This is a genomic window from Micrococcus sp. KRD077, assembly GCF_017168505.1.
GTDB lineage: Bacteria > Actinomycetota > Actinomycetes > Actinomycetales > Micrococcaceae > Micrococcus > Micrococcus luteus.
The window spans coordinates 1-426 of the sequence record NZ_JABFAZ010000112.1 but is presented as its reverse complement, the minus strand read 5'-3'; the positions used below and the strand labels follow the sequence as shown (position 1 = coordinate 426).

General features: G+C 35.9%; 1 protein-coding gene. It reads left to right on the top strand.

The window, feature by feature from the left end; translation table 11 throughout:
• A partial coding sequence (locus tag J1M39_RS12125; RefSeq protein WP_206496854.1) for a GA module-containing protein occupies positions 1-426 on the top strand: 426 nt, incomplete at both ends.

Sequence of the window (426 nt, the reverse complement as noted above, 5' to 3'; positions counted from 1 at the left end):
ACACAGCTGTTACAAATGCTGAAAACATTATTTCAAAAGCTAATGGTGGCAATGCAACACAAACTGAAGTTGAACAAGCAATCCAACAAGTAAATGCAGCAAAACAAGCATTAAGTGGTAATGCCAACGTTCAACATGCAAAAGACGAAGCAACAGCATTAATTAATAGCTCTAATGACCTTAACCAAGCACAGAAAAATGCATTAAAACAACAAGTTCAAAATGCAACTACTGTAGCTGGTGTAAACAATGTTAAACAAACAGCACAAGAGTTAAACAATGCGATGACACAATTAAAACAAGGCATTGCAGATAAAGAACAAACAAAAGCTGATGGTAACTTTGTCAATGCAGATCCTGACAAGCAAAATGCATATAATCAAGCAGTAGCAAAAGCTGAAGCATTAATTAGTGGTACGCCTGATG